Genomic DNA, 26,107 nt, shown 5'->3' on the forward strand with positions numbered 1-26,107 from the left:
TGTATTTTATGCCATCTCATATTGCGCATTGACCGCAAAAAAGCTTATACTTCATATGACTTGTGAAAGCTGGAGGGTCAAGACATGAATTTTCAATTAGATCTGATTAAAGACAAAGTGGAATTTTTTGAAGCGGCTTCATTGCAGGAGCTTGAAAAGAAAATCAATACACAAATTGAAAACAATAAAGCCATCATGCTCCGGGTGAAATCTGTTTCACACCAAACTGCTGTGGCAGAAGGAAGAATATTGTACAGCGCGGTGGTTCATTTCTCAGCTGAAGCCTAAAACAAAAGCAGCCGGTTTTAACCCGGCTGCTTTTGTTTATTTTAGCTTTTCTACTTTTGTCGGCTTCCAGCCTTTTTCATCGACCCATGTAATCGTGACTTGATATTTATTCCCAGTCGCCTTGTCCAAAATCTTGCCTTTGGCATCCTGAGGGCTGCCGTTATTTCCAAGCCAGAGCACCGTCATGTTATCTGTTGAGACACCAGTTGCGTACGAAATGGCTTTCAGCATCTCAGCCCAGTCTTGTGAGCTTGAATCATAAGTAGCGGCATGCTCGCCAGTCTGCTCAGTTCCGACTGCTTTCCAGTCAGGATTTTCATACGTTTTTTCCACATCGCTCGATGAGCCGCCTTCTGTTACTTTTGCATCTTTAAGCCCGTCACCGGCTGAATCTGAGCTTGAATCTGAATCAGAGTCATCTTTTTTAGAAGAAGAATCATCTTTTTTGGAATCAGAGTCAGAAGACTTCTCAGAATCCTTTTCGCTGTCAGATGTATCTTTCTTGCTGTCTTTTATATCCTCATCCGATTTCTTTTCCGTCTTTCCTGAAGCCGGAGATTCCTGTTTTTGCGCCGTTTCAGAATCCTTGCTGACATCTTTGCTAGAAGGACTGTTAATGAAGAGATTCGCTGCTACTACGACAATAAGTATGGATACGATTGCGATTAAAATGTTAAGCACTAAATTGGCTTTTCTGCGTTTATCACGATTTTCATAACGAGATTGATTATTGCTCAATAATTCTGCACTCCTTTATCCCTCTTGGCTCAGCATATATTTTAACATGTGCTGAGAAGTTGTTCTATTTCTGATTGATTTCAATTTCGTGTACTTTTTTAACAATATCATAAAACACCGAATTTGTCAGAGCCTTATCTCCCGGTGTATCCATGTGTAAAACAACTAGAGCGTATTTCGGCTTATCCGCGGGAAAATATCCGGCAAACCATTTTTCGTAGAGCGTTTCCTTCTCTTTTGAAAGCTTGCCTGTCTGGGCTGTGCCCGACTTCCCTGCTACAGTATACGGAAGATCTTGAAACCTTCTGCCCGTTCCGGAAGGAGATTCTACTACCCGCCGCAGTATTTTTTGAAGCTGCTGTGACGTATATTTGTCTATCGTTTCCCCTTTGAGCTTCTGATCTTTAAACGTAACGAGCGTTGTGCCGTTCTTATACTCAATTTGTTCGGCAATTTTCACCTGCCGTTTTTCTCCGCCGCGGGCGATTGTCGCCATCATATTGGCTACCTCCAGCGGCGTTACCTTTACATTTTTCTGCCCGATTGCTGTTTGCGCAATGGCTTTTTTGACTGATTTGTCTTTTTCATCCCCCCAAATCACGCCGCTTTTTTCGTTATACAGCTGGCGGAAATCGGTTTCGTGGTACAGTTTTCCCTCCCAGCCTGCCCGATCAGTGAGAGCCAGCTTCTCGGACATATCTTCAATAACCGAGCTGTCTTTTTTCATTAATTGTTGTGCAAGACTCGTAAATGTGTAATTACAGCTTTGGGCAAAACTTTCATCAAAAGACAAGGTGCCTTTGTCGTCCCCCGGTTCCCCGTACAGGTTTAAATTGCAATTAAAGGTTTGACTAGGCTTCACCATATTATTTTCGATTGCAGCTGCGGCAATGACTGTTTTAAAAACTGATCCGGGATAGATTGGCGTCAGCATATAATTTTGAAGTGTGTTTTGCCGGGACACGTCTGCATCTGGTTTGCTTACAATTCCCAGAACACTGCTATTTTCGATGTCCAGCAGCACAGCTCCTCCCTTTTTCAGCCCCTGTTCATCCAATACCTCCTCCATCGCTTTTTGAATGCTTTGATCGATCGTTGTTTTGATCTGGAGCGGATAAAATGTATTGGCTTCAGCTGTATATTTGACGTCCATGCCAAACAAAGGGTTTCCTTTTCCGTCCACATGATATAAAAGCTTTGTGTCTTGTTCCGGAAGCAAAAACTCGTCAAATGTCCGTTCTAAACCGGTTGTTCCGATTTCTGTTGTAATCGGAAGGCTCTCCTTGTCAGGATATTTCTTGCGAAGCAGCGCCGGATCTTGGTTCGTGCTCCCTATCGTATGTGAAGCAAGGCTGGGCTTGTCTTCATTCTCCATATATACGCCGTAAATGCCGGGATATTTCAAAGAATTGATTTTTGTGATAGATTGTTTTGAAAGTGTTTTGATTTTCTTTTGCTGCAAAATGACCGGTTTTTTTGCCTGACCTAGTGTCTGGCGCAAATCATCTTCAGACATGCCGAGGATGTCCGCAACTTTTTTGATCGGCCAATCCTGCGTCAGCAGAAAAGGGAACAAAACAACCGCAGGCTCGCTTTGTCCTGTCAGCGCCCGCCCGTTTCGATCTAAAAAAGAGCCTCTTCCATCTGAAATGAGCACTTCCTCCGTCCGCTGTTTCACGCTTTCTTGAATCAAATTAATTTTCTTTTTAGAAAATGATTCTGTGAAAAACAGCTGGATTTCTGCAAGCCTCAGCAGAAGCAGAAAAAATACAACCAAAAAAGCGATGACTGCCAGCTTCATTCGTTTCGATATCTTCATAAAAAAACACCTCACCCACATTGTGGACGAGGTGTTTCGCTGCTAAACAGATATTATGAAATTTTCACAATTTTCACGAGCATTTCTCCGCCCGGTGTTTGTACTGTGACTTCTTCATCTACTTTTTTGCCCAAGAGGCTTTTTGCGATCGGTGAATCGTTTGAGATTTTCCCTTCAAACGGGTCAGCTTCCGCGCTTCCGACGATCGTATATGATTCTTCATCACCGTCAGGCAGTTCGACGAAAGTGACGGTTTTACCCAAACCGACAACGTTAGAGCCGCCGTCATCTTCAATGATTTTCGCATTGCGAATCATATTTTCAAGAGTCGTCACGCGGCCCTCTACAAATGCCTGCTCTTCTTTCGCTGAATCGTATTCAGAGTTCTCGGAAAGGTCTCCGAAGCTTCTCGCAATTTTGATTCGCTCTACTACTTCTTTTCGTTTAACCGTTTTCAAATATTCTAATTCTTGTTCAAGTTTTTGTTTTCCTTCTGCAGTCATAGGAAAAACTTTCTCTTGTGCCATGTCCCTTCACTCCTTCTGGTTGTCCCTCAACATCTTCGATTATGTATGAGAGCATAAACTAAAAAATACAAGAATGAGAACACAGGGCAGTCCTCGTTCTTCTCTCCCATATAGGTACTGTTTATCTTAAACTGAATCGTGTCGTTCTGCAAATATTTCGCGTTTATAAACAGGGAAAGAAGGGAATTCGCACATTCCCTTCCTGCCTATACATAATATGGTCAGAGTTATTTATGTCTATGCTATGGTATTACAAAATCGCGTTTTGTTCAAGAATGGTTTGAATTTTTGTGACCATCAGATCAATTGCGACGTGATTCTGACCGCCTTCCGGGATAATAATATCAGCGTATCGTTTCGTCGGCTCGACGAATTGGTTATGCATCGGACGGACCACTGACACATATTGTTCAATGACAGAATCAATAGAGCGTCCGCGCTCATTAATATCTCTCATAATCCGTCTGATGATACGCAAGTCAGCGTCCGTATCAACATAAAGCTTGATATCCATCAGATCACGAAGCCTTTTGTCTTCAAGAACAAGAATGCCTTCAAGGATAATAACATCCTTTGGCTCTACGTGAACCGTTTCTTCTGAACGTGTGTGAAGCTTATAGTCATAAATCGGCTTTTCAATCGGGCGATAATTCAATAGATCTTGAATATGCTCGATTAAATAGTCATTATCAAACGCAAGCGGATGATCATAGTTTGTGTTCAGCCTTTCTTCAAACGGAAGATGGCTTTGGTCTTTATAATAAAGGTCCTGCTGGATCATTAAAATTGAGTGTCCTTTAAACTGTTCATAAATGGACCGTGTGACACTCGTTTTTCCTGAACCGGAACCTCCTGCGATTCCAATGACTACTGGATTCTTACCCATGGGCTGTTACTTCCCCTTTCTCATCATGTTGCTCGGATAAATCTTTTTGTCTAGTTTGAATTTGACAATTTGCAGGGGATGGCGGGCAGCATCTAGCTCATTTCCGTCTTCGTCCCAAATGGTTTCAATCGTATGTGTAAAGTTTTCGATTTCTGGCCCGAAAAATTCCACTTCGTCGCCTTTTTTGAAGAAATTGCGCTGCTGAAGCGTGACCATTTGTGTATCTTCATCATAATTCAGCACTAAGCCGACAAAATCATATGTCGTTTTCTTGGCGTGTTCGCCGAACATTTGCTCTTCATAGCCTGGCGTTCCTTCAAAGAAAGCTGTCGCAGTGTCCCTGTTGGCGCACTTATCAAGCTCTTCAAGCCATTCTTTTTGAATCACAAAGTTTTCTGGATCAGCGCAATAAGCATCGATTACTTTGCGGTATACGCTGACAACAGTTGCTACATAGTGAATGGATTTCATGCGGCCTTCAATCTTTAAGCTGTCGATCCCCATTTCAATCATTTTTGGAATGGATTCAATCAGCTTCAAATCTTTCGGGCTCATCGCAAATGGTGCATCTTCTTCACCATACAAAGCAACGGCGTTGGCACCGTCTGTTTGGTAGAGATCATAATCCCAGCGGCATGACTGGCAGCAGCCTCCGCGATTGGAATCCCGCGCTGTCATGTGATTGCTCAGCACGCAGCGGCCGGAATATGCAATACACATTGCGCCGTGAATGAAGGATTCGATTTCGATATCTACCTTTTCTTTCATTTCTCTGATTTCAAGAGCGCTAGTTTCACGTGCCAGCACGACGCGGTCGAGACCTTCTTCCTTCCAGAACTGGACAGCCTTCCAGTTTGAAAGAGACTGCTGTGTGCTCAAGTGAACCTCAACATTCGGCGCCACTCTGCGGCATGTTTCAATAATAAGCGGATCTGCCACAATAATACCGGCAACGTTGGCGTCTCCAAGCGCTTTTAAATAGTCTTCAAGCCCGTCCATGTTTTCATTATGAGCGAAAATATTCGTTGTTACGTAGATCTTCGCGCCATATTTCTTTGCGAATTCAACGCCTTCTGCAATTTCTTCGATCGTAAAGTTATCGGCATTCGAGCGAAGCCCGTATTCCTGTCCCCCGATAAAGACCGCGTCCGCTCCGTAATGAACAGCGATTTTCAGCTTTTCAAGATTACCAGCAGGTGCGAGAAGCTCCGGCTTTTTCGTAATCACACGCTTTCCATTAACGATTGTGGATATTTTATCATTTACGGCAGTCATAGCTTAACCTCCTTTTGATTAATAAACCGTTTCCTTGAAGAAGAATCCGGTATCAATTTTTCTGTTTACTGGCTGGATGCTTTCAATGCGTTCGATCCAGTCTTCTTTTTTCGCTTCGTATTCGTCACGGTTTTCCACGCACAAATCAATTGCTTCTCTGTACATTTTGGTGACTTCTATTAGGTATTCAGGCGTTTTCAAAACACCATCGATTTTGAAAGAATCAATTCCGGCATCTATCAATTCCTCGAGCTCATCAATGATGCACACATCGTTCGGGCTCATGATGTGAGTGCCGTTTTCATCTTCGAAAATCGGATATTTATTATCACGTTCTTTATCGTGTAAAAACATGCCTGATTCTTTTTTCTTTCTTTCAATGTCCATGACTTTGCCCTGATATTCAAAATAGTTTCCAATCAAAGAACGCTTCGATTGGAACATGCACGTCATTCCATGCACCTGGATTTCAATTTCGACTTCCGCATTTTCTTTAATCTCAACAATACTGTCCATGTTTAATTCTCTGGCAAGCACAGAGCGCGCCGCACCCTTGCGTCCCCAGTAGTTGCATGTATAATAGTTGGTGCCTGTCGTTTCTGTGCTCCAATGAAGCTTCAGATCAGGCGCAGATTCACGGGCAGCCATCAGCACGGCAGGATCGCCGAATACCGCTGCATCGACACCGGCTTCTGCTAAGAAAGCCAGATATTCGCCAAGCTCACCCACTTTATCGTTATGGAAAATTGCATTTACAGCAACGTATACTTTTGCTCCTTCTTTGTGAGCAATCTCTACGGCTTTTGTTACATCTTCACGAGAAAATTCTCCGGCTAATCTCAAGCCGTATCTCTGTTCCCCAACTAAAAACGCAGTTGCCCCCGCCTGTATGAGCGGCAAAATGTCCGCTGTGCTCGTCGGCGTCACTAAGAGCTCTGGTTTTTTCATGACGTTCACCTCTTCTTTTTACTAATCGCAAGTCCGTCCCCGACAGGAATAATCGCAGTTTGATAATCCGGATGATTCATCAGCCAATGATTATATTCATCAATTTTTGCTACAAGCCTGCGCCTTCTCTTCGGTTCTATTTTGCTGTAATCCTCTGCCACCAGACCCTTAAACAGCACGTTGTCCGTTAAAATCACCCCGTCCGGTGAAAGCATCGGTTCATATAAATGAAAAAAGTTTTGATACTGACCTTTTGCAGCGTCAATAAAAATAACATCGTAAGGCGCGGTTACATGAACGGCGTCGGCTAATTCAAGCGCATCTCCGTAAAAAACATGAATCCGGTCATCAAGCTGAAATTCCTTGATATTGTTTACCGCTTCTTCATGCCGTTTCTCATTGCGTTCAATTGTATATATTTCAGCAGACGGCAGCTCCAGCGCCATTCGAATGGCTGAATAACCAATGGCCGTTCCGATTTCTAGTATTTTTTTCGGCTGTTTCACAGACAAAATTTGAAGCAGCACCTCCATGCCCGCTTTTTCCATAATCGGGACATGATGTTCTTCTGCATATGCTTCAAGCTTCTTCACGTTATCCGGCCGAGGCTTTAATAATGCTTCTATATAGTCATTTATTTGTTCATACCGGTCAGTCACTACAAACAGCCTCCCGTTCTAAAAAGGAGTGCCCCAGTCTTATGCGCAGGACACTCTCTGAATACATCATGATACATCGGTAAACAACCCGATATATTTTATCATAAAACCTTGCGGAAAGCGAACAAACGGAGAGCTTTTTGCTCTCCTTTTATTTCTCATTTTTTGAGGAAATGTATTTTTCTTTTGCTTTATTATGCTCTTTTAGCGTTTTTGTAAATACGACCTCACCATTTGATTTGGCCAAGAAATACAGATAGTCCGTTTTATCCGGATGCAGCGCCGCTTCCCATGATGACATGCCGGCATTGGCAATCGGCCCTGGCGTCAGCCCTGTGTTTTTATACGTATTGTATGGTGAATCGATTTCCAGATCCTTATAAAGAACCCGATCTTTATGCTTGCCTGCCGCGTACAGGACGGTCGGATCTGTTTGGAGCGGCATTTTCTTTTTCAGGCGGTTATAAAAGACGCTCGCAATTTTATGGCGGTCGGCTTTTTCAGTCGCTTCTTCTTCTATCAAAGAAGCCATTGTCAGCAGCTTATGCACAGAAAGTTTGTTTTTCTTCATTTCTGATTTATATGTTTCCACATAAGAATTTGTCTGCTTAATCATTGCCTTGATAATGTCTTCAAGTGATGTGTCCGGATCGTTAAAAGGGTATGTAGCCGGGAATAGGTACCCTTCAAGCGGGTGCTTAATGTTTTTATTGAAAACATCATTTGTCACAGTGTCCGGGAATTCTTTCTTCAGCTGATTGATAAATGTTTCATCGTCCAGCTTCGCTATGACTTGTTTTTTAGAGTATTTTGTTTCATCCGCAATAGCAGCCGCGATTTGGGTCAGCTGTGCTCCCTCAGTCACTGTGATTTGAAAAGCGTAACCTGTAGCCCCGCTTGTCAGCTTCTGAATAATGGCATCTAAATCCATACCTTTATTCAAATGGTAGAATCCGGCCTGAAACCCGGAAGCACCTTTATATTTCACATAGTACTGAAACGCCTTCTCGCTTTTTATGACATCATTTTTCTTTAATATCGATGCGATGGCTGAAACAGACGAACCGCTCGGAATGTTAATATTAACTGTCGTTTTACTGTCTTTTTCAACAGGTTCAAGCAATGATTTCCCATATAAAAATGCCCCGCCAATGATGAGAAACAGCACAACAATGGAAGACAGTATGATTCTTTTTTTATTAAAAAACGATTTTTTTTGCTGATTGATATACATTAGGTCTCCTCCCATCAGCTCTTATACTACATGATTCATTGTATTTCGGCAATTTATTACAAAAAGAGGCCTGCATAAAGCAGAAAAAAGCCGGAGCAGTATAGCTCCGGCTTTGGTTTGGCGCGATGTTTTACTCTTCGTCTTCGTCCGCTAAGAATGTGTTTAGTGTTTCTTCGATCATATCCCATTCTTCGTCAGTTTCAATCGGGAATAGCTCACCGTTTTCACCGTCTTCGTTTGGCGTGAAGCTGGAAGCAAGAATTTCTACTTCTTCGTCATCTTTTGATTCGATTGGATAGTACAAGACATAAGACTTGCCAAACTCTTCGTTTTCAAATGTAAACAGCACTTCACAAAGCTGTTCATTTCCTTGATCGTCAACAATTGTAATATTTTTTTCGCCGTGTTCCATTTTCTTCACCTCTGGCTTTAATTTAAGCTGTCAAGATATCCTTGTAAAATCATAACAGCCGCCATTTTATCAATGACTTTTTTTCGTTTTTGCCTGCTGACGTCAGCTGCAATCAGCATTTTTTCAGCCGCCATTGTGGTAAGACGCTCGTCCCACAGCACAACAGGAACATTGTACGTTGTTTCAAGCACTTTCGCAAATGTTTGGCTGGCTTCGCCTCTCGGGCCGACTGTTCCGTTCATGTTCTTAGGAAAGCCGAGCACGATTTTATCTATAGTATAGTCCTTTATCAGTTCAGATAAACGGGATAAACCATAATCGCCTTCTGCTTCATTTATCTTTATGGTCTCAATGCCTTGAGCAGTCCAGCCCATTTCATCGCTCAGAGCTACACCGAGTGTTTTGGTTCCTAAATCGAGTCCTAATATTCTCATTCTTTATTTACGCCTCTTTATGCTGTTCTAAATAAGACTTTACCAATTCCTCGATTAATTCGTCTCTTTCAAGTTTGCGAATTAAATTGCGAGCGTCACGATGCCTAGGAATATAAGCGGGATCACCTGACAGCAAGTATCCGACAATCTGGTTGATTGGATTGTAGCCCTTTTCCTGAAGCGCGTCATACACTGTAATCAGCACCTCATTTACGTTAGTCTCAGCAGAATCATCGGAGAAATTAAATTTCATCGTTTTATCAAACGAGCTCACCGTTTTGCACCTCTTTCCCAAATTCGCAGGCAAAGTTCAGCCTGGGGTCCTAATCTTACCATCATTCTACACTACATGGGCGAATTATAAAACGGATTTCACCCAATCTTCTACAGAAGCCAAAGCTTGTTCTAATTTTTCCGGCTGTTTACCGCCTGCCTGCGCCATGTCCGGACGGCCTCCGCCGCCTCCGCCGCAAACTTCCGCAGCTTGTTTAACCAGCTTGCCGGCGTGAAGGCCTTTCTCAATGAGGTCCTTTGTGACTCCGGCAGAGATATTAACTTTATCGTTTTGTACCGCACCAAGCACGATCACCGCAGAGCCAAGCTTTGCTTTGAGTTCATCGACCATAGTGCGGAGATGATTCATGTCTTTTGCATTTACTTTTGCCGCAAGCACGTTTACGCCGTCAACTTCTTTTACTTTCGACAGGATTGCTCCTGCTTCCACGTTGCCTAGTTTTGCAAGAAGAGATTCATTTTCTCTTTGTGCATCCTTCAGTTCAGCCTGCAGAGCCGCGACCCGTTTCGGCACTTCTTTGATATTTGTTTTCAGCTCGTCAGCGGTCTGCTTCAATACAGAAATCTGGCTGTTCATTTCGACGTAAGCGCCTTGTCCCGTTACAGCTTCAATCCGTCTTGTGCCTGCTCCGATTCCGGATTCAGAAACGATTTTAAACAAGCCGATTTCTGCTGTATTTCTGACGTGGCAGCCGCCGCACAGCTCTAAGCTGTAATCTCCAACTTGAACGACACGGACAATATCGCCATATTTTTCGCCGAACAGTGCCATCGCACCCATTTCTTTTGCTTCAGCGATCGGTTTCAAATCAATGCTGACCGGGATGCTCGCCCAGATCTTTTCGTTTACGATTCTTTCAATTTGTTCGAGCTCTTCTTTTGTCACTTGGCCAAAGTGCGAGAAGTCAAAACGAAGACGGTTTTCCGTTACAAGAGAGCCCGCCTGATTGACATGAGTTCCAAGAACATCTTTTAGAGCCTGATGCAATAAATGCGTTGCCGTGTGGTTTTTAATGACGCCGCTTCTCATATGGTCTTCAACTTCAGCCGTAACATGCAGGCCTTTTTGAACAGTACCGCTCTCCACAACACCTTCATGCACATGCTGGCCATTCGGCGCTTTTTGAACATCTTTAATTCTTACAACTGCCTGCTCGCTTCGGAGATAGCCTTTATCGCCAATTTGGCCGCCGCTTTCTGCATAGAACGGTGTTTCATCAAGAATGATTTGAACGCTTTCTCCTTCATGAGCCTCTTCGATTAATTGGCCGTCATGAAGAAGCAAAATGATATTGGCATCAGCTTTGGTTTGAGAGTAGCCGACAAATGTGCTTTCATCTGTCACGTCGCGCAGTGCGCCGCCCTGCACCTGCATGCTGCCGACATCCTGGCGGGCGTTTCTTGCCCGTTCACGCTGCTGGTTCATTTCCTCCTCAAAGCCCTCATGGTCAACCGTCATGTTCTCGTCTTCTGCGTATTCTTCAGTCAATTCAACCGGGAATCCATACGTATCATACAGTTTAAACACATCAGCACCTGAGATAACGCTGCTGCCCTTGTCTTTTTCTTTTTTGATCATTTCTGACAGGATCGCAAGCCCTTCATTAAGGGTCTCATGGAAGCGTTCTTCCTCGGTTTTAATGACTTTTGCGATGAAATCCGCTTTCTCTTTCACTTCAGGATAGAAATCAGCCATGATTTCTGCGACAACCGGCACTAAATCAAACATGAACGGACGATGGATGTTGATCGTTTTGGCATAACGCACGGCACGGCGTAATAAGCGTCTTAATACATAGCCGCGGCCTTCATTTGACGGCAGCGCACCGTCACTGACAGCAAAGGCAACCGTTCTGATATGGTCGGCAATCACTTTAAACGCAGTGTCTTTCACATTGTCTTTGCCATATGTTTCACCAGAAATCGATTCTGTTGCTTTAATGATCGGAACAAACAAATCGGTGTCAAAGTTTGTCGGAACATTCTGGATGACAGATACCATTCTTTCAAGACCCATGCCTGTATCAATGTTTTTCTTTGGAAGCGGTGTGTACGTGCCGTCAGGGTTATGGTTGAACTCTGAGAACACAAGGTTCCATACTTCCAGGTAACGGTCGTTTTCCCCGCCTGGGTAAAGCTCCGGATCTTCTGGATCATTACCGTATGCTTCACCGCGGTCGTAAAAGATTTCCGTATTCGGTCCGCTCGGCCCTTCACCGATATCCCAGAAGTTCCCTTCCAGACGGATAATTCTTTCTTCAGGAATACCGATTTTTTTCGCCCAAAACTCATATGCCTCTTCATCTTCAGGATGAACCGTAACAGAGAGAAGCTCTTTGTCGAAGCCAATCCACTTGTCGCTCGTTAAAAACTCCCAAGCCCATGTAATGGCTTCTTCTTTGAAATAATCGCCGATGGAAAAGTTTCCGAGCATTTCAAAGAAAGTGTGATGGCGCGCAGTTTTACCTACATTTTCTATATCGTTTGTTCTGATCGCTTTTTGAGCGTTTACGATTCTTGGATTTTCCGGCACGACACGGCCGTCAAAATATTTTTTCAGCGTCGCAACACCGCTGTTGATCCAAAGCAGTGAAGGATCCTCATGAGGCACTAATGACGCGCTTGGCTCTACCGCATGTCCTTTTTCTTTAAAGAAATCCAAAAACATTTGACGCACTTCCGCAGAAGTTAAGTGTTTCATTGTATTTCCTCCTCTATAAAAATCGAAATTCTCTTCAGTGACAGCAAAAAAGCCCTCCCCCTATGCAAACCAACGTTTACACAGGGACGAGAGCTGTCTCGCGGTACCACCCTGATTACGGGCATTCATTCGCCCGTCACCTTTAACCCTGTAACGCAGGATAAGCGGCAGTGATTAACTGCACTCAGGATTAGCTTCCTCCGATCTTCTGATAAAGCTCCTTTCAGCTTATGGAGCTTCTCTCTTTAACAGGGCTTCGGCGTACTCAGATCCGTCACTCGAGATTCGTATGTATTCTACGAGAAATTATAGACAAGCGGCACGCCGATGTCAATGCTCCGTCCTCATCCGCAAAAAATGGATCATCATTACTTTTAAAACAGCCGTCGCAGGAACAGCCAGAATCATCCCGACGATTCCCGCAAGCTCCCCTCCGGCAAGGAGTGCAAGCATGATAACGACCGGATGCATTTTAAGGCTTCTGCCGACAATGAACGGACTGAGGATATTTCCTTCCATAAACTGCAGAATAAACACCGTAATCACCACAACAAGAACCGCCTTCACTGAGATCGTCATCGCAATTAACAACGCAGGAACAGCTCCGATGAAAGGGCCAAAATACGGGATGACATTCGTTACTCCAGAGATAAGGCCAAGTATCAGCGGATATGGAAGCCCAAATACCCAGAACGAAATGCCTGCAATCACGCCAAGAATCAAGCAGACCAAAAGCTGGCCGCGGATATAATCGCCAAGCGAATCATCCACATCCCGCAAAAAGGCGCTGCCCCGCTTTCTCCACGACTTCGGAGTCAAGTACCATACTGTCTTTTTCATTAACTCAATGTCCTTCACCATATAAAACACGAGAAAAGGGATTGTTGCAGCAATTAAGAAGTAATCAAGCACATTGCGGATCCCGCTGATCGCACCCTCGATCGTTCCCGCAAAAAACGCCTCCGTCTGGCGGATCATTTTATCTATACGGTGATGCATACCATCAGGCCAGTCATCCGTATGGTTATGCACATGAAGAAGAAGCCCGTTATACGTTTCGGCAAACATGGGTATATTTTCTGACAAATCCGTCAGCTGCACGATTAAAACAGGCACCCCTTTATACAACGCCCAGCCAATCCCGCCAAAAAAAAGAACATAAATGACCAAGATGCTCAAAGTCCTAGGCAATCCTTTGCCATGCAGCCATTCTGTGACCGGAAGCAATAAATAAGATATAAAAATAGAAATGATCAAGGGAATAAAGATCGTTTTTATGACGAGCCAAAAGGGTGACCATAACATATCAAGCATAAAAAAGACATAGACTGTTAACAGAACCAGCAAACAAATAGCCACCCACAACAAAAGCTGCACCGGTTTTTGGAGCATCTGCTTTCACCTCACCTATATCTTTTGAGGTTTACAAGGAATTATTCTTTATGTTTCTTTAGTCAGTCAGAAGTCATGGACATTTTTTCACTTTTAATTTTCAGAAAAGTTTGATCATTTACTTTTTGGTCAAATTTTCTGATAGGAGGATTGCGATGATCACATTTCAAAATGTAAACAAGCATTACGGAGATTTTCACGTGTTAAAACAAATTAATCTTCAAATCGAAAAAGGTGAAGTCGTTGTTATCATCGGCCCATCCGGTTCCGGTAAAAGCACATTGCTCAGATGCATCAACAGACTTGAGTCGATCAATGAGGGAGTGCTTACAGTAAACGGCACCGCCATTAACGACAGAAAAACTGATATCAATCAAGTGCGGCAAAATATCGGGATGGTGTTTCAGCACTTTCATTTATATCCGCATAAAACAGTGCTGCAGAACATCATGCTGGCTCCGGTAAAAGTGCTTAGACAATCACCTGAACAAGCAAAGGAAACGGCGCGGTACTATCTTGAAAAAGTCGGCATCCCAGACAAGGCTGACGCCTATCCTTCCCAGCTTTCCGGCGGGCAGCAGCAGCGTGTTGCCATCGCAAGAGGACTGGCGATGAAGCCGGAGGTCATGCTGTTTGACGAGCCGACATCAGCACTTGATCCTGAAATGATCGGTGAGGTGCTAGATGTCATGAAAACACTCGCCAAAGAAGGCATGACAATGGTTGTCGTGACACACGAAATGGGGTTTGCCAAAGAAGTTGCCGATCGGATTGTCTTCATTGACGAAGGAAAAATTTTAGAAGAAGCAGTGCCGGCTGAATTTTACGCGAACCCGAAGGAAGAACGGGCCCGCTTATTCTTAAGCCGTATTTTAAATCATTAAAACAGAAATGGGGGAGCTTGTATGAAAAAGATTTTTTCTTTAGCATTGATTTCTTTATTCGCTGTCATCTTGCTTGCCGCTTGCGGCAGCAAGGGATCAAACGGAGAAGCCTCAAAGGAGAGCAAAAAAGATACGCTAGCCGCCATTAAAGACAATGACAAAATTGTCTTCGGCGTAAAAACGGACACTCGACTGTTCGGTCTTAAAAATCCAAGCTCAGGTGAGATTGAGGGTTTTGATATTGATATTGCCAAACAAATCGCTAAAGACATTTTAGGTGATGAGAAAAAAGCTGAATTTAAAGAGGTCACCTCAAAAACAAGGATTCCTATGCTGCAAAACGGGGATATCGACGCCATTGTCGCCACAATGACGATCACTGAAGAACGAAAAAAGGAAGTTGACTTTTCTGATGTCTATTTCGAGGCCGGGCAATCGCTTCTCGTGAAAAAAGGCAGCAAAATCAAGAGTGTCGAGAATCTTGGCAAAGGCTCAAAAGTTCTTGCAGTAAAAGGCTCCACCTCCTCTCAAAACATTCGTGAAAAGGCGCCTGAAGCATCTGTTTTAGAATTTGAAAACTACGCAGAAGCCTTTACAGCCCTTAAATCGGGGCAAGGCGATGCCCTCACCACAGATAATGCGATTTTATATGGAATGGCTGATGAAAATAAAAATTATCAATTAACAGGAAAGCCTTTTACAGATGAGCCTTACGGGATCGCCGTGAAAAAAGGGCAATCTGCTCTCGCGAAAGAAATCAACGCTTCACTTAAAAAGATGAAGTCGGATGGCAGATACGATGAAATTTATAAAAAATGGATCAAAGAAGACCCAGCTGAATAACAACCATCCCGGGATGAGCAGGCGATGCTCATCCCAATTTGATAAGGAGTGAATAGGCAGATGAATGTGTCAATTCTTTTCGATAACTTCGGCATGTATATGGACGGTTTTTACCATACCTTGCTCGCAAGTGTTATCGCGCTGGCCGGCAGTTTTGTCCTCGGCGTTGCTGTAGCGGTTATGAGAATAACAGTCTTTAAGCCGCTGCAATGGTTCGGGACCGCATATGTAGAATTCATCCGCAACATCCCTCTTCTTTTAATTACCTTTGTTTTCTATTTCGGACTTCCAAACGCAGGCCTGAGGCTTGACGGTTTTCAAGCGGGAACGGTTGCTCTCACCATTTATACCTCTGCGTTTATCGCTGAAGCCATCAGAGCAGGCATCCAGTCTGTTTCAAAAGGGCAGATGGAAGCGGCACGCTCGTCAGGCTTTACCTACAGCCAAGCCATGCTCCATATCATTTTGCCGCAGGCAATCAAAATCGTCATTCCGCCTTTAGGCAATCAATTTTTAAACTTAGTCAAAAACTCTTCGATTCTTGGGGTTGTGGCCGGATTGGATCTTATGTACCAGGCTGATTTAGTCTCGTCGAGCACACTCGTTGTATTTGATGTTTATATTTTCGTGGCGCTTTTTTACTTAGTGCTGACGATTCCGCTTAGCATCGGTGTTAACTATCTGGAAAAACGGCTGGAAAAAAGCTATTGATAAGGAGTGAGTTACATTGGATTTCATCGGTGCTTATTCACAGGAGCATTTAGCGTTTTTATGGGATGGCTTTCTCGTCACCTTGTACGTTGCTTTCATCTCCATCATTCTGAGCTTTTTCTTCGGTTTAATCGCAGGCACCCTGCGTTATGCGAAAGTTCCCGTTCTTTCTCAATTGATTGCAGTTCTCGTTGAAACGATCAGAAACCTCCCCTTGCTGTTAATTATTTTCTTTACGTTTTTTGCCCTTCCGGAAATTGGGATTAAGCTTGAAATTACAGCTGCTGCAATTACAGCACTAACGATTTTTGAATCCGCTATGCTATCTGAAATTATCCGAAGCGGACTGAAATCAATTGACAAAGGACAAATTGAAGCGGCGCGCTCCTCCGGGCTGAGCTATACACAGACCCTGTTCTTTATCGTTATGCCGCAAGCGCTTCGCCGCATGGTTCCGCCCATCGTAAGCCAGTTTATTTCTTTATTAAAAGATACATCGCTCGCTGTTGTGATCGCCCTGCCTGAACTGATTCACAACGCGCAAATTATTAACGGCCAAAGCGCAGACGGCAGTTATTTTTTCCCGATCTTTTTACTTGCGGCCCTTATGTATTTCGCAGTCAACTACAGCCTTTCACTCGCAGCAAGACGCCTCGAGGTCCGGCAAACATAGAAAAGGATACTCTTTGGAGAGTATCCTTTTTGCATTAAAACATTTTCGTAATTCTTCTTCTCATCCGCTTCATGCTTCGATTATTCAGCATGTCAGATTGAGTCGCCATTCGGTACACGAGAGCTCCGGCTCCCATTGCCAAAAGAGAAGTCATCGTCCGATTCATCCTGCGCATCTCCTTTCATGATTAAAAATTGATGCTGCGTTCATCCTCAGAAAACAAATCATCCAAGCTGCTTAACGTTCCGTCTTCTTCCACCTGATGAGTTGCAATCTTCCCTTTCGCCACTGTCAGTTCAATAAAACAGCCCCAGCAATAATATTGGTTCACGCCGATTTTGCCGATATCCTTACTTTTGCAATTCGGGCATATAAGCATACCTCACACCTCTATCCGTTCAGAACGATCTCGTCTTTCCGCACCTCGACAAGCGAATCCGCTCTTTGGATCTGGCGCTTGCTTCCCGCCAGGTCAGAAAAGAAACCGTCCGAGAGTTCATATGCTACGATTATGCCCCTGTCCAAACAAAAGTATACATCTTCCAGCATCCCCAATATATCACCCTCTTGCGATTTCACAAGCTTCATCTTCATCTGCTCGTATGTGAAGCATGATTTCGGAAGAGGCAAAAGCTGTTCTGAACTGACCGAAGCCAATATGCGGTCATCAAGAATGGAAGAGATATCACACGCCCGTAATAGCGCATGATGATGATGCAAAAAGCGTTTTTGTGCAAGAATAAACCCGAGACAATCTCCCTTCATAGAAAAACAAATATCAGAAATTGCCCCGAGATAACAAGAAGTTCGTTCTGAGTATACTGGGAATCCTTCTACTTCATGGCATGTTCTCAAAGTGTGATCAACCACCTTTTGTTGAACAGGCTTAGGTTTTGCTTTGCGCCTTAGACTCATACGATGAAATCAATTCCACTGCAAATGAAAAAAACTCCCGCTTGCACGGGAGCATTTTATTGCTGTTCTTCTTTCATAAAATCGAATGGTGTAATGCCTTCCATGCCAATGTTGGCGTCGTGTACGCTGAACGGGAGCTCTTTTTGGAGAGCCTCAAGCTCGGCATCCATTTCCTCAACCTGTACGGACAGCCTGTTTTTCAAGGAGGTCTGTCTGACAGTTGCATCATTATTTTTCACGCCCCACTCCAGCGCCTCCTCCTCACCGCATAAAATGAGAAATTTCTTCGCTCTTGTAATCGCGGTATAAAGAAGGTTTCTTCTGAGCATTCTATAATAGCCTTTCACAACAGGCAAAACCACAATCGGAAATTCACTTCCCTGCGATTTATGAATAGAACAGCAATACGCATGGGTAAATTGATTAAAATCTTTTTTCGTAAATGTCATTTCATTGCCGTCAAAAGAAACGACGGCCATGTCTTCTTTTTCTGTATTTTCCTTTGCATAAAATATCGACGTGATTTCGCCAATATCTCCGTTGAATACATTGTTTTCCGGCTGATTGACAAGCTGCAAAATTTTATCTCCGGTTCTGTAGACAACATCCCCGAACTTCAATTCTCTCCGTTTTTCTTTAGGAGGATTTAAAATGTCCTGCAGCATCACATTCAATTCATTAATGCCGGCTTTTCCTCTGTACATCGGAGCGAGGACCTGAATGTCCTTTGCTGTATAGCCTTTTTTCAATGCATTGGCGACAACCTTCTCAACTACTTCTTTGATTTGCGACCCGCCGCAGCGAATAAAGGAACGGTCCTTTGTCGGGGCAGTCAAATTGTTCGGCAGCAATCCATTTTTCATCTGGTGGGCAAGCTCGACGATTGATGACCCTTCTGCCTGGCGATAGATGTCTGTCAGTCTCACAGTCGGAATCACCTGGGATGCCAGCAGGTCTCTGAGCACTTGTCCCGGACCGACGGAAGGCAGCTGGTCTTCGTCTCCGACAATGATGATTTGTATATGATCAGGGATCGCCTTGAACAAATGATTCGCCAGCCATATATCAAGCATACTGGCTTCATCGATAATTAACAGCTTCCCTTCGATCGGCTGATCCTCTGTATGAGTAAAGCCTTCAGCACCGTTCCAGCCAAGCAGCCTGTGTATCGTGACTGCAGGAAGTCCCGTTGATTCACTCATCCGTTTTGCTGCTCTCCCTGTCGGAGCGGCCAAAACAATCGGAAAAGCTTCATCCTTTTTATAAGCTGACGGGTCTAGTGACACACCGTGAAGCTCTCCGTAGAGCTCGACAATCCCTCTGATTACCGTCGTTTTCCCTGTTCCCGGGCCGCCTGTTAAAAGAAGCATCGGCGAGGAAAGGGCTTTTTGAATCGCTTCCTTCTGGCTGGGGGCATACTGAACGTCCATCCGTTCTTCCAGTTCTCCCAACGCGAGCAAAAACTCTGATTCGGGAAACTGGTTCTCATATTCGGTTTGGCTAGCGATATGTTTCACACGCTTTGCAACGTTTTGTTCTGCGTAAAACAGCGAAGGAAAATAACAGCGGCCATCTTCTATGACAATGTCTTTATTTTCTCCAAGGGCAATAATTGCGTTAGCGGCATCCATTTCTGTGATGCGCTGCCCTTCCCTTGCTGACTGGTTTAACAGAGATTGGGTGTCAATGATCAGCTGTTCCGTTTCTATGTACGTGTGCCCCTCTGACAGACAAGTCGTTTCAAGCGTGTACAAAATAGCAGCTTTTACCCGCTCAGGATGGTTACCCGAAAGACCCATTCTGCTGCCCAGCTCATCCGCTTTCCCAAACCCGATGCCTTCTACATCCTTCACAAGCTGATAAGGATTTTCCTGAATCTTTTCAAGCGTCTCGGATTCATAGGCTTGATAGATTTTCATAGACAGCTGCGGGCCAAAGCCAAACTGATTCAAGGAAATCATGATTTGCTCCAGTCCCTGATGCCGCTGCAAAGCGCCAGCCAGCGTGTCGGCTTTCTTTTTTGAGAGTCTGGGAACATCATAAAGCACTGAAGCGTCAGCCAATATTTTATTAATCGCGCTGTCGCCCAGCTTTTTCACAATTTCTTCAGCAGTTTTTTTGCCGATTCCCTCGAATAAATCACTCGATAAATATTGAATGATGCCTTCCTTAGTCGTTGGAATCTCCTTTTTGAAATGCTCCGCCTGAAATTGGAGCCCGAATTTTGGATGGGTTACGATCTTTCCGTAAAACGTGTAGGTCTCTTCTTCTTGAAGCGCAGGGAAGTAGCCCGTCACGGATACGGCTTTATCTTCAATGGCTTCGGAGGTCTCTGTGACTTTCACTTTCAGAACCGTATATAAATTGGTGTCATTATGATAGATGACTGTGTTGACTGTCCCTTTTAAATAGGGCTTTTCCTCCAGTTTAAGCTGATCCGGATGCTGCTGCACGAGCTGTCCCTCCTCCTGTGCCTGTTATGATGGATCAATCAGTTTTTTAGCATGAAGCGCAAGCATATGATCTGGCTGGATATCGATTGCCTTGTCCAGCATTTCCAGCGCTTTTTCTCGGTTTTCTTTATAAGCATAAGCGACACCGGCATTATAAAATGCATCTGCATGCCCCGGGTCTTGCTCTGTCACAGCTGAGAATTGGCTGAGCGCTTCGTCCAGCATGCCCTCGTTGGCTAAGCACATCCCGAATTGAAAGCGCGCTTCCGTATCGTTTTCATTCAGTTCGACAGCTCTTTGTAAATATGGCAGTGCAAGCTTAGGCTGTTCGAGCTTGACAAGTACCGTTCCGAGCATGTAAAACAGGTCACCGTTTTCCATCCCCGCACGTAGCGCTTTTTCAAACATGTCTTTCGCTTCTTTGTACATTTCTTTTACAACATAGACATTTCCTGCTCCATAATAAGCAGTGGCTGCGCTACTGTCTAATTCAAGCGCTTTATCATAAAACGCAAGCGCACGTTCCAGCTCGTTTACGGATGAAAGTAGGTTGGCAAAATTGATATACGGAATCGCGTCTTCTTTATTTTCTTCAATCGCTTTTGTAAATGCCTCTGCCGCTTTCTCGTAATCGCCTTCCTGCATCGCCTCTATACCGAGTTGATTATAATCCACCGATCATCTTCCTTTCATTAAAAAACCCCAACTCAGTGTTGAGGTTTTTCATCTTTTATACGTACCACAATTTTGTTCCATCTTTGTACACATCATCAATCGTCCCGCCGCCAAGGCATTCTTCGCCGTCATAGAAGACAACGGCTTGTCCTGGCGTTACAGCGCGGACTTGTTCATCAAAGATGACTTCCGCTTCACCCTCGCCAGTCATGCGCACCGTTACTTTATGATCCTCTTGGCGGTAACGGAATTTAGCCGTGCAGGAAATCTCTTCGCCCTTCATGATATCCGAACGTACCCAGCTGATATTTGTTGCTGTGATTTTGTCAGAATATAAAAGCGGGTTATGGAACCCTTGATCCACGTAGAGGATGTTCTTTTCAAGATCTTTGCCTACCGCAAACCACGGCTCGCCGCTTCCGCCGATGCCAAGGCCGTGACGCTGTCCGATCGTGTAATACATCAACCCGTCGTGACGGCCTTTTACTTCACCGTCCATCGTCATCATATCGCCCGGCTGTGCAGGGAGATATTGGCTGAGAAACGTTTTGAAGTTGCGTTCGCCGATAAAGCAGATGCCTGTACTGTCTTTTTTCGTCGCTGTTGCAAGTTCTGCTTCTTTGGCAATTTCACGCACACGGCTTTTTTGAAGTTCGCCGATCGGGAACATGACTTTGCTCAGCGTATCTTCTGTCAGCTGATTCAGGAAGTACGTTTGATCCTTGTTTTCATCAATGCCGCGCAGCATTCTGACTTTTCCGCCGCTTCTGTCTACTCTTGCATAGTGGCCAGTCGCTAAATAGTCGGCGCCAAGTGACAATGCATGCTCCAAAAAGGCCTTGAATTTAATTTCTTTGTTGCACAATACATCCGGGTTTGGTGTTCTGCCTGCTTTATATTCATCAAGGAAGTATTGAAATACCTTCTCATAATATTGCTTTTCAAAGTTTACGGCATAATACGGAATTCCGATTTGGTTGCAGACGCGGATCACATCTTCATAATCCTCTGTCGCCGTGCAAAAACCGTTTTCGTCCGTATCATCCCAGTTTTTCATAAAGATTCCGATTACATCATAGCCCTGTTCTTTTAACAGCAGGGCCGCCACAGATGAGTCTACTCCGCCGGACATGCCGACGACGACTCTTGTATCCTCCGGCCGTTTTTCCATTTCATTCACTCCAATTACTACGCCGCCTTATTATGTCAGCCGTTTGACAACGTCGGCCACATGTTTGGCAGCAGTTTTCACTTGCTCAGCCGTATTGCCGAGGCCGAAGCTGATTCGAATAGAGGACGTCAGCCGGTCACTCTCTTCGCCGAACATAGCAGTCAGAACATGTGACGGCAGGACTGAACCGGCCGTGCACGCTGAACCGCTGGAGACAGCGACACCAGCCATATCAAGATTAACCAGCAGCGCTTCCACTGACACACCGGGGAAATAAAGATTCAGAACATGCGGCAGACTATGCTCTTTGTCCCCGTTGACCTCGAATGCCACACCTGCATCTCTAAGCGTGTCGGCAAAGATTGCTTTAAACGATTGATACTTCTCGTTTTTTTCGTCACGTTCTTCACTTGACAGCTTGATCGCTTCTTTCAGCCCGACAATGCCTGGAACATTTTCCGTTCCGGCACGGCGTTTTCTTTCTTGCTCTCCTCCGAATAAAAGGGGTGAAAGCTTCACATCTTTACTAGCATATAAAAAGCCTGTCCCTTTTGGCCCGTTGAGCTTGTGCCCGGAAACAGACAGAAGGTCAATATGGCTGTTTTTCACGTCAATTGGCAGCAACCCGAATGCCTGAACAGCATCGGTATGAAAATAAGCTTTGTGTTCCTTTAACAGCTCACCGATTTCTTCGATCGGCTGCACTGTTCCAACTTCATTATTTCCATACATCACTGTCACAAGGATTGTATCATCACGCAGTGCTTCTTTCACCTGTTTTGCACTGACTCTTCCATTTTGGTCAACGTCCAGATACGTTATGTCAAATCCGTCTTCCTCAAGTTTTTCACATGTGTGAAGCACGGCGTGATGCTCAATTTTTGTTGTGATGATATGTCTGCCAAGATCTTTTCTTGCAAGTGCGGTTCCCATGATCGCCAAGTTATCAGCTTCCGTTCCCCCGCTTGTAAAAATGATCTCCTGCTCTGCCGCTCCGATTTCTGCTGCGATCTGCGCTCTTGCTTCATCCACCCATTTTCGAGATTCTCTGCCAAATGAATGAATACTGGAGGGATTACCGAAACTGCCGGAGAAGTGCGGTATCATTTTTTCCAGCACGCGCTCATCCATCGGAGACGTTGCGGCATGATCTAAATAAATCCGTTCCATTATGTTTACACCTCTGATCTAAATATAGAACATATAAGCTTCTTGCTCTCCGTCTGTATAGCTGGCAAGATCCTCTAATGTTGTACTGTCCAAAACCTCTTTTACAGCATCCCGGATGCGAATCCAGAGCTCACGCTTGGCAGGCTCCTCATCTTCCAGCACTTCAACAGGGCTGATCGGCCCCTCAAGCACACGGATAATATCTCCCGCGGTAATGGCATCCGGCTCACTGCCTAATACATATCCGCCATATGCGCCTCTGATGCTTTTCACTAAACCGGCATTTCTGAGCGGCGATACCAGCTGCTCCAAATAATGCTCGGACAAATTATTCGTCTGTGCGATGCTTTTTAATGAAGTCGGGCCTTCACCGTGCTTTTTTGCAAGCTCGATCATAATGGTGAGCCCGTATCTTCCCTTAGTTGATATTTTCAACATGAACACCTCTGTTATTTCATGATTTTCCACATTTATAATGGTAATTTCTATATGTTTCGTCCGTTTATTATCTTATAGACCAACTGTTATTATAACATACCTTCAGCGAATTTTCATTGAGGCAGAAGGAAAGGGGCCTTTACCCTTTTCTAATGTACGGTTTTCCGTTACCCTGTAATTAAGTAAGGAGAGATGATAGATGAAGCCATTGGCATATCGGATGCGTCCGACAAAAATAGAGGATATTATCGGCCAGCAGCATCTGGTGGCTGAAGATAAAATTATTGGCAGAATGGTCCAGGCAAAACATTTGTCATCCATGATTTTGTACGGGCCGCCCGGAATTGGAAAAACATCAATCGCAACAGCAATCGCCGGTTCAACAAGTATTGCTTTTCGAAAGCTGAATGCTGTCATTAACAATAAAAAAGATATGGAAATCGTAGCTCAGGAAGCCAAGATGTCCGGCCAAGTGATTTTGATTCTGGATGAAGTCCACAGGCTGGATAAAGGAAAACAGGATTTTCTATTACCCTATTTAGAAAACGGAATGATCATTTTGATCGGAGCAACGACGGCTAACCCGTATCATGCCATTAATCCGGCGATCAGAAGCCGGACCCAGATTTTTGAGCTTGAACCGTTAACACCTGAACTGATTAAACAGGCACTGGAACGTGCGCTCCATGATGAGCATCGGGGCCTTGGCACCTATTCTGTATCCATTGATGATCAGGCGATGGAGCATTTTGCCCACGGATGCGGAGGAGATGTCCGCTCCGCTTTAAATGCGCTTGAGCTTGCCGTGTTGTCAACGAAGGAGTCAGCAGACGGTGAAATTCACATTACATTAGAAACCGCGGAAGAATGCTTGCAGAAAAAAAGCTTTTCTCACGATAAAGATGGTGACGCGCATTATGATGTACTGTCCGCTTTTCAAAAATCAATCCGCGGCTCTGATGCCAACGCTGCTCTTCACTATTTGGCTAGATTAATTGAAGCCGGTGATCTGGAGAGCATCGCAAGACGATTGCTTGTTATCGCCTATGAGGATATCGGTTTAGCAAGCCCGCAAGCCGGCCCTAGAGTGCTGAACGCTATTCAGACCGCTGAGCGAGTCGGGTTTCCTGAAGCGCGAATCCCGCTGGCCAACGCAGTTATTGAGCTTTGCCTCTCACCGAAATCAAACTCTGCCATTCTGGCAATCGATGAGGCCCTGGCAGATATCAGAGCCGGAAAAATTGGGGATGTCCCGAAGCATTTAAAAGACGCGCATTATAAAGGAGCTCAGGAATTAGGAAGAGGAATCGACTATAAATACCCGCACAATTACGACAACGGTTGGGTCGAACAACAATACCTCCCTGATCCTCTGAAAAATAAGCAATACTATAAGCCGAAACAGACAGGAAAATTCGAATCTGCCTTAAAGCAGGTGTACGATAAATTAATGAAAAGAAAATAATGCATAAAAACAGCCTTGATCATCAAGGCTGTTTTTATGCATTATTTATCCTTCACACGTTTGATTTCAATGTCTTTCAAAAGATCCATGACAACATGTCCGCCCATAATCAAACCTGCAACTGACGGCACAAAAGCATTAGAGGAAGGCGGCATTTTTGCTTTACGGATTTTCGCTTCGTCATTCCCCACTTCTTTTCTGACATCTTCCCGAATGACAATCGGGCTTTCATCAGAGAAAATCACTTGAACGCCTTTTTTGATCCCCTCTTTGCGTAATTTCGTACGGACGACCTTCGCAATTGGATCAGTGTGCGTTTTTGAGATATCAGCGATTTGGAAGCGTGTCGGATCCGTTTTATTTGCTGCACCCATGCTGGAGATGAGCGGAATATCCCGTTTCAGACATTCTTTCATTAAATGAATTTTATAACAAATGGTGTCTGACGCATCAATGACATAGTCAAGATCATAGTCAAAAAACTGCTCATACGTTTCCTCCGTATAGAACATTTTTAACGCGATCACTTCACACTCCGGGTTAATGTCTGCGATCCGCGCCTTCATTAAATCAACTTTCGGCTGTCCGACAGTTGAAAGCAGCGCGTGAAGCTGACGGTTTACATTTGTAATGTCGACATCATCTTTGTCGACAAGCAGAATGCGGCCGACGCCTGACCGCGCGAGAGCTTCCGCCGCGAACGACCCAACTCCCCCGACTCCAAGCACAGCAACTGTGCTGTTTTTCAGCGTTTCAAGGCCTTCTTTTCCGATAGCTAATTCATTGCGTGAAAACTGGTGTAACAAGAACCTCACTCCACATTCGTATTCTGGTTTCATCTATAAAATGGCTGATCCATGAGCAGCCGTTTTTTCTGCGCACAAAAAATAAAGTCCCAATAGTGCCGTTGCAGCTTTCCTTTGTTTTGAACCCGCTCTCAGCAGGTGGGTGCCCTCTTTTAAATCTTGTAAGTCCTCTTTACCGAATGAAAAGAGGCATGTACGCCATTTAAAAATGCGGGCTCCCAAATCAAAAAAATGTTCGGTCAAAACTAGGTGTACAACTAACACATCAGGACTTTATTTAACTTGTCAAAATCATA

The 26,107-nt window shown here is 44.4% G+C and carries 28 protein-coding genes and 1 other RNA gene; 6 read left to right on the forward strand and 23 right to left on the reverse strand.

What is annotated here, in order from left to right:
* Nucleotides 1-84 precede the first annotated feature (84 nt).
* On the forward strand, nucleotides 85-288 hold the full coding sequence (locus tag MKY50_RS13845) for a YrzA family protein (RefSeq protein WP_003229806.1): 204 nt from the start codon (nucleotides 85-87) through the stop codon (nucleotides 286-288).
* 36 nt (nucleotides 289-324) lie between these two features.
* Here the strand turns inward: MKY50_RS13845 and MKY50_RS13850 are convergent, their stop codons facing one another.
* From MKY50_RS13850 to MKY50_RS13910, 13 genes are all read right to left on the reverse strand, one after another.
* Nucleotides 325-1,026 (reverse strand): YrrS family protein, encoded by a 702-nt coding sequence (locus tag MKY50_RS13850; protein ID WP_003246156.1) that lies wholly within the window; start codon nucleotides 1,024-1,026, stop codon nucleotides 325-327.
* A gap of 64 nt (nucleotides 1,027-1,090) precedes the next feature.
* A complete protein-coding gene (locus tag MKY50_RS13855) occupies nucleotides 1,091-2,845 on the reverse strand; it encodes a peptidoglycan D,D-transpeptidase FtsI family protein (RefSeq protein ID WP_341116844.1) in 1,755 nt (584 codons plus the stop codon).
* A gap of 53 nt (nucleotides 2,846-2,898) precedes the next feature.
* Complete coding sequence (greA, locus tag MKY50_RS13860; RefSeq protein ID WP_004399078.1) at nucleotides 2,899-3,372, reverse strand: transcription elongation factor GreA; 474 nt, start codon at nucleotides 3,370-3,372, stop codon at nucleotides 2,899-2,901.
* Nucleotides 3,373-3,622: 250 nt separating this feature from the next.
* Nucleotides 3,623-4,258 (reverse strand): uridine kinase, encoded by a 636-nt coding sequence (gene udk / locus MKY50_RS13865; RefSeq protein ID WP_003225916.1) that lies wholly within the window; start codon nucleotides 4,256-4,258, stop codon nucleotides 3,623-3,625.
* Between the two features lie 6 nt (nucleotides 4,259-4,264).
* The gene (locus MKY50_RS13870; RefSeq protein ID WP_003229802.1) at nucleotides 4,265-5,533 is read right to left on the reverse strand and encodes a peptidase U32 family protein; all 1,269 of its coding nucleotides are present in this window, start codon (nucleotides 5,531-5,533) and stop codon (nucleotides 4,265-4,267) included.
* 18 nt (nucleotides 5,534-5,551) lie between these two features.
* The gene (locus tag MKY50_RS13875; protein WP_015714428.1) at nucleotides 5,552-6,481 is read right to left on the reverse strand and encodes a peptidase U32 family protein; all 930 of its coding nucleotides are present in this window, start codon (nucleotides 6,479-6,481) and stop codon (nucleotides 5,552-5,554) included.
* Nucleotides 6,482-6,486: 5 nt separating this feature from the next.
* Nucleotides 6,487-7,140, reverse strand: a complete 654-nt coding sequence (locus MKY50_RS13880; RefSeq protein WP_015714429.1) for an O-methyltransferase — start codon at nucleotides 7,138-7,140, stop codon at nucleotides 6,487-6,489.
* Between the two features lie 151 nt (nucleotides 7,141-7,291).
* On the reverse strand, nucleotides 7,292-8,374 hold the full coding sequence (mltG, locus tag MKY50_RS13885) for an endolytic transglycosylase MltG (protein WP_014477501.1): 1,083 nt from the start codon (nucleotides 8,372-8,374) through the stop codon (nucleotides 7,292-7,294).
* A gap of 130 nt (nucleotides 8,375-8,504) precedes the next feature.
* Nucleotides 8,505-8,786: a DUF1292 domain-containing protein gene (locus tag MKY50_RS13890; RefSeq protein WP_003246199.1), complete on the reverse strand. Its 282-nt coding sequence runs from the start codon at nucleotides 8,784-8,786 to the stop codon at nucleotides 8,505-8,507.
* 17 nt (nucleotides 8,787-8,803) lie between these two features.
* Nucleotides 8,804-9,220, reverse strand: a complete 417-nt coding sequence (ruvX, locus tag MKY50_RS13895; RefSeq protein WP_003229795.1) for a Holliday junction resolvase RuvX — start codon at nucleotides 9,218-9,220, stop codon at nucleotides 8,804-8,806.
* 7 nt (nucleotides 9,221-9,227) lie between these two features.
* Nucleotides 9,228-9,494, reverse strand: a complete 267-nt coding sequence (locus tag MKY50_RS13900; protein WP_003225903.1) for an IreB family regulatory phosphoprotein — start codon at nucleotides 9,492-9,494, stop codon at nucleotides 9,228-9,230.
* 84 nt (nucleotides 9,495-9,578) lie between these two features.
* Nucleotides 9,579-12,215, reverse strand: a complete 2,637-nt coding sequence (gene alaS / locus MKY50_RS13905) for an alanine--tRNA ligase (RefSeq protein WP_341116846.1) — start codon at nucleotides 12,213-12,215, stop codon at nucleotides 9,579-9,581.
* 330 nt (nucleotides 12,216-12,545) lie between these two features.
* Nucleotides 12,546-13,607, reverse strand: coding sequence for an AI-2E family transporter (locus MKY50_RS13910; RefSeq protein WP_009967889.1), 1,062 nt, complete (start codon nucleotides 13,605-13,607; stop codon nucleotides 12,546-12,548).
* 155 nt (nucleotides 13,608-13,762) lie between these two features.
* Here MKY50_RS13910 and MKY50_RS13915 point away from each other — a divergent pair, with 155 nt between their 5' ends.
* The 4 genes from MKY50_RS13915 to MKY50_RS13930 are packed head-to-tail and all read left to right on the forward strand — an operon-like array spanning nucleotide 13,763 to nucleotide 16,718.
* Nucleotides 13,763-14,491 (forward strand): amino acid ABC transporter ATP-binding protein, encoded by a 729-nt coding sequence (locus MKY50_RS13915; protein WP_003246180.1) that lies wholly within the window; start codon nucleotides 13,763-13,765, stop codon nucleotides 14,489-14,491.
* A 21-nt stretch (nucleotides 14,492-14,512) separates the two neighbouring features.
* The gene (glnH, locus tag MKY50_RS13920) at nucleotides 14,513-15,334 is read left to right on the forward strand and encodes a glutamine ABC transporter substrate-binding protein GlnH (RefSeq protein ID WP_032722249.1); all 822 of its coding nucleotides are present in this window, start codon (nucleotides 14,513-14,515) and stop codon (nucleotides 15,332-15,334) included.
* A gap of 60 nt (nucleotides 15,335-15,394) precedes the next feature.
* A complete protein-coding gene (locus MKY50_RS13925; protein WP_029727139.1) occupies nucleotides 15,395-16,045 on the forward strand; it encodes an amino acid ABC transporter permease in 651 nt (216 codons plus the stop codon).
* A 16-nt stretch (nucleotides 16,046-16,061) separates the two neighbouring features.
* Nucleotides 16,062-16,718 carry an amino acid ABC transporter permease gene (locus MKY50_RS13930; RefSeq protein ID WP_003229784.1) on the forward strand — a complete coding sequence of 219 codons (657 nt, stop codon included), beginning with the start codon at nucleotides 16,062-16,064 and terminating at the stop codon, nucleotides 16,716-16,718.
* Between the two features lie 34 nt (nucleotides 16,719-16,752).
* On the opposite strand, the gene MKY50_RS13935 is transcribed toward MKY50_RS13930, so the two are convergent.
* The 8 genes from MKY50_RS13935 to cymR form a co-directional block, all read right to left on the reverse strand.
* Nucleotides 16,753-16,884, reverse strand: coding sequence for a YrzQ family protein (locus MKY50_RS13935; RefSeq protein ID WP_003229780.1), 132 nt, complete (start codon nucleotides 16,882-16,884; stop codon nucleotides 16,753-16,755).
* Between the two features lie 21 nt (nucleotides 16,885-16,905).
* Complete coding sequence (locus MKY50_RS13940) at nucleotides 16,906-17,097, reverse strand: hypothetical protein (RefSeq protein WP_003225893.1); 192 nt, start codon at nucleotides 17,095-17,097, stop codon at nucleotides 16,906-16,908.
* 11 nt (nucleotides 17,098-17,108) lie between these two features.
* Nucleotides 17,109-17,633 carry a PRC-barrel domain-containing protein gene (locus MKY50_RS13945; protein WP_080010572.1) on the reverse strand — a complete coding sequence of 175 codons (525 nt, stop codon included), beginning with the start codon at nucleotides 17,631-17,633 and terminating at the stop codon, nucleotides 17,109-17,111.
* Between the two features lie 56 nt (nucleotides 17,634-17,689).
* Entirely contained in the window at nucleotides 17,690-20,086 is a 2,397-nt protein-coding gene (gene recD2 / locus MKY50_RS13950; protein WP_341116847.1) for an SF1B family DNA helicase RecD2, read from the reverse strand.
* Nucleotides 20,087-20,110: 24 nt separating this feature from the next.
* A complete protein-coding gene (locus MKY50_RS13955; RefSeq protein ID WP_211197310.1) occupies nucleotides 20,111-20,731 on the reverse strand; it encodes a tetratricopeptide repeat protein in 621 nt (206 codons plus the stop codon).
* Between the two features lie 85 nt (nucleotides 20,732-20,816).
* Nucleotides 20,817-21,932 carry a tRNA 2-thiouridine(34) synthase MnmA gene (gene mnmA / locus MKY50_RS13960; RefSeq protein ID WP_004398509.1) on the reverse strand — a complete coding sequence of 372 codons (1,116 nt, stop codon included), beginning with the start codon at nucleotides 21,930-21,932 and terminating at the stop codon, nucleotides 20,817-20,819.
* A gap of 30 nt (nucleotides 21,933-21,962) precedes the next feature.
* Nucleotides 21,963-23,102: a cysteine desulfurase family protein gene (locus tag MKY50_RS13965; RefSeq protein WP_032722251.1), complete on the reverse strand. Its 1,140-nt coding sequence runs from the start codon at nucleotides 23,100-23,102 to the stop codon at nucleotides 21,963-21,965.
* 18 nt (nucleotides 23,103-23,120) lie between these two features.
* Complete coding sequence (cymR, locus tag MKY50_RS13970) at nucleotides 23,121-23,537, reverse strand: cysteine metabolism transcriptional regulator CymR (RefSeq protein WP_003225879.1); 417 nt, start codon at nucleotides 23,535-23,537, stop codon at nucleotides 23,121-23,123.
* Nucleotides 23,538-23,739: 202 nt separating this feature from the next.
* On the opposite strand from cymR, the gene MKY50_RS13975 reads away from it, so the two are divergent.
* Entirely contained in the window at nucleotides 23,740-25,005 is a 1,266-nt protein-coding gene (locus MKY50_RS13975; RefSeq protein WP_004398500.1) for a replication-associated recombination protein A, read from the forward strand.
* Between the two features lie 41 nt (nucleotides 25,006-25,046).
* Here the strand turns inward: MKY50_RS13975 and MKY50_RS13980 are convergent, their stop codons facing one another.
* Together MKY50_RS13980 and ssrS are read right to left on the reverse strand one after the other, a co-directional pair.
* Nucleotides 25,047-25,811 carry a tRNA threonylcarbamoyladenosine dehydratase gene (locus MKY50_RS13980; RefSeq protein ID WP_003229763.1) on the reverse strand — a complete coding sequence of 255 codons (765 nt, stop codon included), beginning with the start codon at nucleotides 25,809-25,811 and terminating at the stop codon, nucleotides 25,047-25,049.
* An 82-nt stretch (nucleotides 25,812-25,893) separates the two neighbouring features.
* A non-coding RNA gene (gene ssrS, locus MKY50_RS13985) (6S RNA) lies at nucleotides 25,894-26,086 on the reverse strand.
* Nucleotides 26,087-26,107 lie beyond the last annotated feature (21 nt).

Origin of the sequence: Bacillus sp. FSL R7-0685, assembly GCF_038002425.1 — a bacterium.
GTDB lineage: Bacteria > Bacillota > Bacilli > Bacillales > Bacillaceae > Bacillus > Bacillus subtilis.